Origin of the sequence: Priestia aryabhattai (assembly GCF_023715685.1) — a bacterium.
In the GTDB taxonomy this organism is placed as follows: domain Bacteria; phylum Bacillota; class Bacilli; order Bacillales; family Bacillaceae_H; genus Priestia; species Priestia aryabhattai_B.
Genome location: NZ_JAMBOQ010000010.1, coordinates 52,749 through 62,757 on the forward strand (window position 1 = coordinate 52,749; position 10,009 = coordinate 62,757).

The window sequence follows — 10,009 nt, forward strand, 5'->3', positions numbered from 1 at the left end:
CCTATTTAAAGAGGCTTGTAAAGTATATTTTTTATCTATCTTATTTGTTGTCTCTACGATCTTCTTTATCATTTCTTTCAATATTATTACCTTTTTGATTATCTCCAAGAGAAGGTAAACCAGATAAATAGCCTGCATTTCCTGGATTTTGAGAACCTGCCATAAGATACGTAAATCCGTTTAAGCTATCGATTGCTTGTATACCAGTCACTTCACCTCCAGCAGGAGCAGAGAGAATACGAGAAAGTTTTTTGGTATCAATATTATAAGACCATCCGTAGTTATTGTGGTGTTTGTTTCCATCCTCGGCAATAAATAATGTTCTCATCTTTTCAGAGTATGTGATATTATCAGGATTAGAAATTTTATCAGGGTTTGCTGTATTTCCTTTTGCATCTTTAGAAGGAAGATCTTCTCCTAATACGAGTCCATCCATTTTATTTGCTACATAGTTACTCTTAATCGTAGCACCCTCACGATCCTTTTGACCCCCAGTTAACGATAGTTCATAAATTCCACCCGCATTCACTTTAGGAACATGAATATCGTCTACAGGATCAGTAGAGTTAGCTGTCATTCCACCGGCAATCGTTGACATGGTCATGTAAATTTTGTTATCCGCCTTGTTTAGCTCAACTGTTTCCATCTTATTGAACTCTGAAGTTGCTCCTAATAGAGCGCCGTAGCGACGTGATTCTAGGAAAGCAGCTGCTTTTTCCATACCAGGTTTTAACTTGAGCCACTCTTCTTTCCCACCACTGCTGTTAGTTTTTACTCTTGTAAACCCGTTTGCTTTTGCATATTCTACATCATCAGTCGTTTCAAAAATGTCACTAAACTTCAAGGTTTGAGCTATTTTTTTGATTTCTTTATCATTTGCATGGCCTAGCTTGATCCATTCTAAATCAGCAGAACCGCCATTTTCTTCACTCGTTTGATTCCATTTTGCAGCATAAAGCGTACCTGATGATAAATCTTTTTCTTTATCTGCTACATACATAAACGACATCGTATAATTTCCATCGTCACCATAATAAACCGTACGGTTATCTGGCGCGACTTTTACATTTTCAGATGAAAGGCGACCCATACTATAATGTTTAACAGCAGTAGATTTCCCTCCTGGATGAACTGTTACTTCTGGAATATGACCGTAAAGATATGGATTTCCTATCATCGTATTATCTTGATAATAGTTACGAGCAAATTGAGTAACAGAAGAGTTTTCAGGATTTACTTCATGTGCTCTTGCATCCGGCTCGTATTCTTCACTACCTAAATGAGTATTCCAAGGAGATAAGGAACCTGCGCAAGGCGTCCAGATTCCCCCATCAGCCGAAAAATCAATAGGGTTCGTATCCGTTACCGTTAGTTCTCCAGTCTTCTTATTTTGTTCCACAGCATTTAACATCATGGTTTTTGGCATATTTCCGATACTATTTGATGGCATTCCTTCATAATGATTCACCATGTATAACTTTCCCTTTACTTTTAAAAGTGTATTACTATCAGGCGAAGCGGAAATATAGGGTTCTCCTTCAGTATTGGTTATCATCTTTCCATTTGCATCGTAAGCAGCACCCGCGATTTTTCCATTAACCACATCGCCAGGTTGGAATAGTGTTTTGTATTCTAATGGAAGAGTCTTTTGAGAACCATTACTGTATGTAACCATAGCCGATGCTTCACTGTACATCTTTGAACGTTCTTCAGCCGTATTAGGAGTATCCATCCCAACAAACTCCACTTTGTCTACGGAAACAGTTTTTTCAGGATTCGCGAATACATTTGTGGCTGTTGGAAATAAAACAGCTAAACTTAACAAGGGAACTATTATTTTTTGTTTTTTCATCTCGATTACCTCCATATTTTGTTGAATCGTGTTGTTACCTGTCTTAATGATAAAGAGTAAATATTGAGGGAATATATTAAGAATGTAAAAATTATATAAATATCGAAAGCTATGAAAAACAGACACTATCTCTGAATTTTCTTAGGGTGCTATTCTGGTGCAAAAACTTCAAGGTCATTGTAATGAATCTCTAAATCTTGAACATACTGATACTAGTACTCTAAAAAGGACGTGATTAGTCAGTATGGAAAAGAAAAATCTGTTCAAGTAGAAACATTATCAACCTGATCGGTTCTGGTGCAAAGATTAAGTTCCTTTGAAAGAAGCATATAGATTCCTAACCGAATCTGTTCTTAGGCAACCATTCCAAATAGTTGATAGATGAACTTCATTTGATTTCGGACAGACTTGTCCTGTAAAACAAGTTGCCCCTTTTTTATCATATGCATTGCTTCTATTCCAGAAATAATAGATGTAGCTGTGCGAAAGGATTTTAGTCCTAACATTGAACGAACTCGCTTTTTAATAAAACGATGATCTTGTTCCACGATGTTATTTAGATATTTGACTTGCCTTATTTGGATGCCTACAGGCATCTTTTTTTCTTTCTTTAACTCTTCAATGGCTATAGGATAGGCTGGGTTCTTGTCTACTGTGATCACACGGGGCTTGGAAACATGAAAAGATCGCAAAGCTTTCTTGAAGAAGCGCTTTGCAGCCCTATGATCTCTTGTTTTACTTAGGTAAAAATCAATTGTATTTCCTTCTGAATCAACGGCACGATACAAATACATCCATTGTCCTTTTACTTTTATATAGGTCTCATCCACTCGCCAAGAATCATTAATTGTCTTAAGGTGACGCCGTACTCGCTCATCTAATTCAGGGCCATATTGATGAACCCAGCGCATAATTGTTGTATGAGCAATGGAAAGTCCTCGTTCTTCCATCATTTCAACCAAATCACGAAAGCTGAGGTTATACCGTAGGTACCATCTTACATTTAACATAATGATATCAGGTTGATAGTGTTTCCACTTAAATGAATTTTGCTTTTCCATACCGATCACTTCCTTTTTAGAGTACTAGTATCAGTATGTTCAAGATTTAGTGATTCATTGCAAGTGTTTTGAAGTTTTTGCACCAGAACCTTTTATTTAAGATGATGTTAAGTGCATCCGATGTGATTTTATAATTTTGACCAACCATGATTTCCATTGTTATCTCTCCCTCAACAGCCTTTTTCTTGGCTTTAGCGATTTAATTAGTTCTTTTCTAAATGAGCTACCGCAATAATATTTTTTCACAGCATACAATTTGAATATTTTACATTAATAGACTAATAAGACAATCTTTTAGTTTTTTTTGCAAATATTCCATATATTCGTATATAATGTAATATTTAGTACATAGCACAAGGAGTAACATAATGAATAGACGAACTAAGAATAAACGATCATTTGGATGTCTTGTAAGTTTCATAGTTTTATATATTATAGTAGGTTTAATATACATTACAATCACCAACTTATAACAAAGGGTTTGTCGAAACCTTTTGTCTTCTAACAGTCTCTTGTATTGAAATTTTTTCCTCATAATTATTATCAAAAGGTTCCCTTCCCCTCCCTTAATCGCTTATTTTTCTTCTTCAACTTAGATATTTCACCTTTTAAGTACGATATTTCTTTATTCGAATCTCCTAATGGTTTCTTTACAGATATATTTAATGACTCGAACAACGGCTTTAACTTTGGAACACTAAATGTTTGTTGATGGTCAAATACTTTTTGAAACTCAGCCTGTGCTTCCTTGTACTTCACGGTTATCCTCCAATTAAAAGGAGTCAAATTCATCATCTTTTGAAACCTTTTCCAATTTTAACCGTAGTTATTAGAAAAGGGGGTCTAGAATATGAAAGAATATCGTTTTGAAAAAATTGAACTAAAATCCTTCTCGCGTGATCCTAAAGAGGATTATCACGAGATTATTCATGAGGCTGCAAAGGATGGATGGGAATTAGTTCAAATATTCGCTCCTGGCACTGCTTCGTATGGTACTGCCGCATATTTTGAAATCATTTTTTCTAGAGAAATCGATTAAATTGATGGGAAGGGACTAATTGAATCTATCCCTTCCTTCTTTATTTAAGCAGCACCATTTTCCGCACTATCGTCAGACTCTTCAATCTTTTCTTCTGACACTCCTTCAGAGGCTGAAAGGTCTAAACTCTTCTTTTCCTTTCTTTTTATAGATGTAAAAATAGTATATTACTAATCCAAACCTATATGGTAGGGAAAACACTTGAATGAGCAGTTAAAAGGATCTTTTAAACCGAAGATCTTTTTCAGTGCCGATAATACCTGTTATGTTAACTAAGAATGTATATCTTATACAACTTATTAAATGTAATTTATGTTGGGTTATAATAAAGCTACCAATTATATAAAAGTGAGGACTTATAATGATAAATGAACCTTATGGACAGCATTGGAAGGGTAATAAAGGTTTTAGAGCCATTGAAGGTAGTGATGTTTATAATCATCGTTTTGGAGGACAAGATTGGAATGTACCAAAATGTCAGTTATGTGGCGAAGATTTACATCAGATTTTATGTTTTGATTTAAAGGATGATAGATTAAGTGAACTAAGAACTTCTAAACTTGAAGAATTACCTTTAATATCATGTTTAAATTGTTCAACTTTATGGGAGCCTCAACTATTTCAGTTAAATCCTTCAACAAAAAATGTTACTATTTTAATTCAAAATGATAGGGAAGAATGGATTCAAGAAGAAGAAGATAAAATACCAGTTCCTCTTCCTAATACGAAATTTAAACTTATCAATATGTCAGAAGAAGATATACCGGTCAATGAAGATGCCTATTATGATGCATTTGACTTATTTGGTCAGGAGTATGTATGTAGAGTATTAGGAGCTCCTTTATATGTCGAAAAGCCAAATGATATAAGCTGTCCAACATGTAACCATGACATGAAATATGTTTCAAGTGTTACTCAAGATTTTAATGCACGAGATCTTGTGTCAGTGGTGGACTTCTTCCTGGGAGAAATGATTGTATATTTTTATTTTTGTAAGGAATGTTTAACGGTAAAAACAGAGGTACAAGGTACATAACAACTACATTAGCTATAAAAGCCCTTTTAAGGGCTTTTTGTACTTCTACCGATAAAATTCATTATGTTAACCAACATTAAGTAATCTTCTTTATGTTAAAATGTACATAGAAACATGTATGAGTCTGGAGGCAAGGCCATGAAACGTGCAATAGGGGTATTTCTTATTGCTCAAGCTTTATTAACGTACTTAACTATGAATACAATTTATACTCCTTATACGGTTAGAATATTAGATAGAAATACTGGAGTTATGACAGTTTCATATAGTTTCCCTTTAACGTACTGGTTAATTTATATAGGTTTGGGCGTTATGCTTATAGTGGGAACATATTTAGTTTTTGCTAAAGAAAAGAAGCAGATCTTTAATTAAAGGTCTGCTTTTTATTTCTACCGATAATCCGTTTTATGTTAACTAAGATTATATATGGTATACACTTTTAAAATGTCTTATATTGTATGATATAAAGAAAAATGAAATTATGAAAGAGGTAAAATGATGTCCGTAACGTTTTATATAGCAGATAGTAAAGAAGAAGTTAATGATGCTGAATATGGTGTCTATCTAGAAGATGAGGTACATGATTATTTATGGGAGAAAGCAAAAGGTAATCGCTATGAATTTGAATTGTTACTTAATTTAGATCCATACGATCATAAGCAATTTAATGTACATGAGGTAAAAAGGTTAAATCGAATATGTGAAATTATTTTAAGCGAGTATAAAGAGCCTTTTGTAATAGAATTTGTACAAGAGTTACATAACTTATGTATTAAGGCTTTAGATAAAAACAAGCTCATATTTGCACTCGGAGATTGATTTCTTTGGCTACCTATAAGCTACATTATGGTAACTAAGAATGAATAACACAAACATAGTGATTTAAATTAACATCATTGATAAGATGGAATTAATAGGTAATTGTCATAGGGGGAAGATGAATATGGGGCTTTTTTTAAGGAACAAGCAGAACTATTTGGATTCTGTAGAGTGGCTATCTAAGAACTCGACTCATTTAAGTAAACCTACTGAATGTACCATAAAAGACTTTGAATTTCTTCGTAGTGTATTAAAAAACAAACGAATTGTTTGGCTAGGGGAAAATGGTCATAATATAAGGGAACATAACCTAATGAAGTCAAAAATAATTGAATTTCTATATAAAGAAATGGATTTTAAAATACTTACTTTTGAGAGTGGATTAGTGGAATGTTATAGTGCCAATTATTTAAAAGAGAATTTTACAGCTAAAGAACTCTTAAGAAATTCTATCTATTCTTTGTGGGCGACAGAAGAAAACCTTCCTCTATTCCAACTAATTAAAGAATCAGATTTAAATTTAATAGGGATGGATATCAACCCTTCTTCAAACCCTGATATCTTCCTACAGTTCATCCGTCAACTTAATCACTTAGTTTCTCAAGAGGTTATAGAAAAAATAGAATATATTGAATCAAACGTATTTAAATGGTATTACCGAATTGGACAATATACAGCAAAAAGAAAGAAAGTGCCGGTCGAAATCTTAAAGGAGTTTACAGATTTCAAGAAAAAAACAAGTACATCAATAAATGATCTAAAAGCTTATTTACGCGAACAATGCGTTTTGCACTCTGAAGATAAAGAGGTAACATATAAGTTTAAAATTATAATTAGATGCTTACAAAACCGTTTATATTTTATCCATCATATAAATAATAACCACCGAACATATAAAAAATTACGAGAAACAATGATGAAAGAAAATTTAGAATGGATTTGCAATGAGCTATATCCAGATGAAAAAATCATTATATGGGCACATAACCTTCATATTTTTAAAAATTATAAAACTCTTACAAGGTTTGAACCATTAGGTTCGTTAGTTTCAGACAGAATTAAAGAACAGTCTTATTACTTAGGTTTATTTATGTATCAAGGTGAAACACAGACGGACATGGGCCAACCTTATAAAATAAGCAAGCCACCAAAAAAAAGTCTAGAAGACTATATGCATCAAGTACAATCACCAACTTTATTTACAGACTTCTTACAACTTGAGAAAAACTCACTTAATAAATGGATATTTAATAAAACTATCTTTTTAGAAAGTGGCACAATGCAAACTTTGTTTAGGCCTCGTGAACAAATAGACGGTGCTTTATTTATTGAATCCATTTCCCCTCCTGAATATCTTAAACGTAGCGAATAGTAAGATATAAATTTTACAAAAATCGATTCGATAGGAACTATAAATGTATAAAGTAGTTACCTCAATTTTTATATGTGTTAAATTTTAACAATTAGGAAATTTAATAAAGAAGGGAGCAATTAATTTGCTAATGGACCTACATTTAGATGATGAAATGGAACCTCCAGTAGCTCTTTTGTATGCAACTGTGGCTGATACATATAAGCGATTAAAGCTGTTAGTAATGGATGTGGATCAAGAAGAATTATTCTTTAAAGGTGCAAACAATGAGATGAATAGTATTGGACAATTACTAAGACATTTAGCTGTTGTTGACTTACATTGGGTTTATCGATTTAGGAATCAGTCTATACCATTAGGTGTTCAAAAAGAATATGGTCCTTTGATTGACCGGACAGGCCAACTTCCTTCTGTACAAGACACAACAACTGTCGATTTAATAAATAGTTATGAAAAAGTTCAAACGATGTTTCGTTTAGAATGTATCAAGTTATCGGAAAAAGATTTAACCAAGGTCGTTTCATACGAAAATGGACAAACAGCAACCATTCGTTGGGGGATATGGCATATAGCAGATCATAGTCGGTATCACCAAGCTCATATCGGCTTATTAAAGAAGTTATATAGACACAAATAAGTTACTGCTAACAAAAATTAGACTCCTTCGCTTATTTTTTCTACTAAACGAAGGAATCTATACGAACAATTATCGCTCAAAAAACTCAAATAATTTTAGCTGGCGTGATACGTTCAATCCAAATAATTCCGTCATACTGTTCTTTCAATATCATTTCTTCCTTTAAGAACCCCCAATAAAGGGCAATACGAGGCGTGTATATCCAGGATGTTCTTTTATTATATGGAGTATGAAGAAAGTCAACGAATAGAGAAGAATGATTCGCATACTTAAGCAGCGATTCTAAGCTAGTAGAATCTTTCTCTTCGTTTACAGGTTTAACCGTTTTATTATCGCTACTATCTAAACTTGCTCCAGAATAAGCATAAATACCAATGGTATAGGCTTGTCTTTTAAAGCTATCAGGTAAGTAATCACCCATATTATTGAGGAAGTTTTGCCCATATTCAGCATATTTCACTTTAGAGTTATTTTTTCGTATATGATAATTATGTCCCCATACAATTATTTTTTCTGTTGGATACATTTCTTCTGCAAGGTATTCAAGGTTTTCGGCCATCATTCGATCTCGTAAAACCATCGGATGTTGCTCTATATCATAAATAGGTATATCATGAGCAACGTTCCAATTAGGTAATTCATATCTCATAAGTGTCTCTTTTCTTAATTTCAAAGATTGTAACAGGATGTCTACATCCTGTTCTTGTTGAGGGCTTAAAGTTGCCAATTCCTTTCTATGTTCCTCCACAAAACGCTCTAATATGTTGTAGTTTTCATTAATTTTGGCTTGTTCTTGAACAAAATCGTCTTCTGTTTTTTGAGCTTGTAATTTCATCATGCTTTCCTCAGCATGTTTAAACAAATCAGCCTTTGAAGTGTCCAATTGTTTGATCCATTCATAGGTTGATTTCGTAAAAAGGTTGCCCATTACCTGAATATCAAATCCTGTTAGTGTAAGAGGGTCTCCTTTTTTTTCTTGCTCTTGCAGATATTTAAATAGATCTGCTACTTCTTGTGTATACCAGACACCAAAAATAGAACGTTTCATAAGCTCTGTAGAAGATAAATCGTGTAATTGGCGGTATGCACCGTTAGTCTCTGCAAAGCCAGATTCAAAGGCTAGAACATCATATCCCAATTCTTCATGGAGGTATTTAATGAGTTCTACTTTTGTGGCGCTCATTTCATTTGATCCATGTGTAGTTTCACCTAATTGGACGATGCGTTTCCCTTTTAGCACTTTCTTTAAGAACTTTAAATGGTCTTTCCTAGAATTTTTAGTAGGTTCTAAGGGATAAGAATTGGTTTTAATCCATTGTTTCCACTTCTCCATCTCTTTTTCGTTTGTGTCTGCAAATGTCGGAGGTGTTAAGGCGCAAAATAGAAAACACGTTACTATAAAACTTAGAAAACACCATTTCACTTTTTGATTCTTCATAGTTTCCTCCCTGTTTATTGACCTCATTCATATTTTAATTGGAAATTATATGTAAATCTAGTTATTTGTATATTTTTGTAAGTTATATCTATTTATTCTATGTCTAATAAAAACGAATTCTTATTAGACATATCTTCCTTTTGATAAATTGGTATATTTATAATAACCAAACATAAAACTTAAAATTATTTAACGTTAATATGTTATTAGGAATATAAATTAAACTGTAGATAAAAATTGAATTACCTGAATATAAAAGAGTAAATCTATAAACTTTCTTATAAAAATAAATGTTTTATCATTTACTCTAAGTGACGACAAATATGGTCTTTTTCTACAAGATATGTAATAGTTAAAACTATTTTTTATAAAGTATGTTTAGTTTTACTTAACGATATAGTGGAAAGCGAAAATATATTATCGTTATTACATAATTAGAAGTGGATACGACATACATCTTAAAATAAGAAAAAACCACCTGCATAGAAGGTAGTTTTTTAAGTATTTCAAAAGAAAAAAAGGATTTTCGCGTATGGAGTTGTTACGCTCCTATGTAGTTTGCTCAAATTATTAGTTATTATTCATATAGACAATTACTACTTAGGTTCTATGAGTATCGATGAAGTTTGAGAGCGTAAAATATCTTGTGTAAATGAATAAATACAAAAAGGAAGACCTTTTCTTGTAGAATTAAGTCACCACAACCAATTCAAAGAAAGAAGGTCTTCCTATGAATCAGTTTACAACAGATCTTG

The 10,009-nt window shown here is 32.8% G+C and carries 10 protein-coding genes; 6 read left to right on the forward strand and 4 right to left on the reverse strand.

Going from position 1 to position 10,009, the window contains the following annotated elements:
* Positions 1-40 precede the first annotated feature (40 nt).
* From M3225_RS25785 to M3225_RS25795, 3 genes are all read right to left on the reverse strand, one after another.
* Complete coding sequence (locus M3225_RS25785; RefSeq protein ID WP_251399626.1) at positions 41-1,852, reverse strand: PhoX family protein; 1,812 nt, start codon at positions 1,850-1,852, stop codon at positions 41-43.
* Between the two features lie 353 nt (positions 1,853-2,205).
* On the reverse strand, positions 2,206-2,913 hold the full coding sequence (locus tag M3225_RS25790; RefSeq protein WP_251399628.1) for an IS6 family transposase: 708 nt from the start codon (positions 2,911-2,913) through the stop codon (positions 2,206-2,208).
* Between the two features lie 543 nt (positions 2,914-3,456).
* Entirely contained in the window at positions 3,457-3,672 is a 216-nt protein-coding gene (locus tag M3225_RS25795) for a hypothetical protein (protein WP_251399631.1), read from the reverse strand.
* A gap of 91 nt (positions 3,673-3,763) precedes the next feature.
* Here M3225_RS25795 and M3225_RS25800 point away from each other — a divergent pair, with 91 nt between their 5' ends.
* The 6 genes from M3225_RS25800 to M3225_RS25825 all read left to right on the forward strand — a co-directional run bounded on the left by M3225_RS25800 (position 3,764) and on the right by M3225_RS25825 (position 7,816).
* Positions 3,764-3,952 (forward strand): DUF4177 domain-containing protein, encoded by a 189-nt coding sequence (locus tag M3225_RS25800; protein WP_207372267.1) that lies wholly within the window; start codon positions 3,764-3,766, stop codon positions 3,950-3,952.
* Positions 3,953-4,313: 361 nt separating this feature from the next.
* Complete coding sequence (locus tag M3225_RS25805) at positions 4,314-4,988, forward strand: hypothetical protein (RefSeq protein ID WP_251399634.1); 675 nt, start codon at positions 4,314-4,316, stop codon at positions 4,986-4,988.
* Between the two features lie 138 nt (positions 4,989-5,126).
* A complete protein-coding gene (locus M3225_RS25810) occupies positions 5,127-5,360 on the forward strand; it encodes a hypothetical protein (protein ID WP_251399637.1) in 234 nt (77 codons plus the stop codon).
* Positions 5,361-5,486: 126 nt separating this feature from the next.
* A complete protein-coding gene (locus M3225_RS25815; protein WP_050691125.1) occupies positions 5,487-5,807 on the forward strand; it encodes a hypothetical protein in 321 nt (106 codons plus the stop codon).
* A 124-nt stretch (positions 5,808-5,931) separates the two neighbouring features.
* A complete protein-coding gene (locus M3225_RS25820; protein ID WP_251399640.1) occupies positions 5,932-7,179 on the forward strand; it encodes an erythromycin esterase family protein in 1,248 nt (415 codons plus the stop codon).
* 130 nt (positions 7,180-7,309) lie between these two features.
* Entirely contained in the window at positions 7,310-7,816 is a 507-nt protein-coding gene (locus M3225_RS25825) for a DinB family protein (protein WP_251399649.1), read from the forward strand.
* Positions 7,817-7,901: 85 nt separating this feature from the next.
* Here the strand turns inward: M3225_RS25825 and M3225_RS25830 are convergent, their stop codons facing one another.
* The gene (locus M3225_RS25830; RefSeq protein WP_251399643.1) at positions 7,902-9,254 is read right to left on the reverse strand and encodes an erythromycin esterase family protein; all 1,353 of its coding nucleotides are present in this window, start codon (positions 9,252-9,254) and stop codon (positions 7,902-7,904) included.
* Between the last annotated feature and the right edge of the window lie 755 nt (positions 9,255-10,009).

Bases quoted from the DNA above. Each gene is read 5' to 3' on its own strand.
- M3225_RS25805 (WP_251399634.1), top strand. From the start codon at position 4,314: ATGATAAATGAACCTTATGGACAGCATTGGAAGGGTAATAAAGGTTTT.
- M3225_RS25825 (WP_251399649.1), top strand. From the start codon at position 7,310: ATGGACCTACATTTAGATGATGAAATGGAACCTCCAGTAGCTCTTTTG.
- M3225_RS25810 (WP_251399637.1), top strand. From the start codon at position 5,127: ATGAAACGTGCAATAGGGGTATTTCTTATTGCTCAAGCTTTATTAACG.
- M3225_RS25815 (WP_050691125.1), top strand. From the start codon at position 5,487: ATGTCCGTAACGTTTTATATAGCAGATAGTAAAGAAGAAGTTAATGAT.
- M3225_RS25790 (WP_251399628.1), bottom strand. From the start codon at position 2,913: ATGGAAAAGCAAAATTCATTTAAGTGGAAACACTATCAACCTGATATC.
- M3225_RS25800 (WP_207372267.1), top strand. From the start codon at position 3,764: ATGAAAGAATATCGTTTTGAAAAAATTGAACTAAAATCCTTCTCGCGT.
- M3225_RS25820 (WP_251399640.1), top strand. From the start codon at position 5,932: ATGGGGCTTTTTTTAAGGAACAAGCAGAACTATTTGGATTCTGTAGAG.
- M3225_RS25785 (WP_251399626.1), bottom strand. From the start codon at position 1,852: ATGAAAAAACAAAAAATAATAGTTCCCTTGTTAAGTTTAGCTGTTTTA.
- M3225_RS25830 (WP_251399643.1), bottom strand. From the start codon at position 9,254: ATGAAGAATCAAAAAGTGAAATGGTGTTTTCTAAGTTTTATAGTAACG.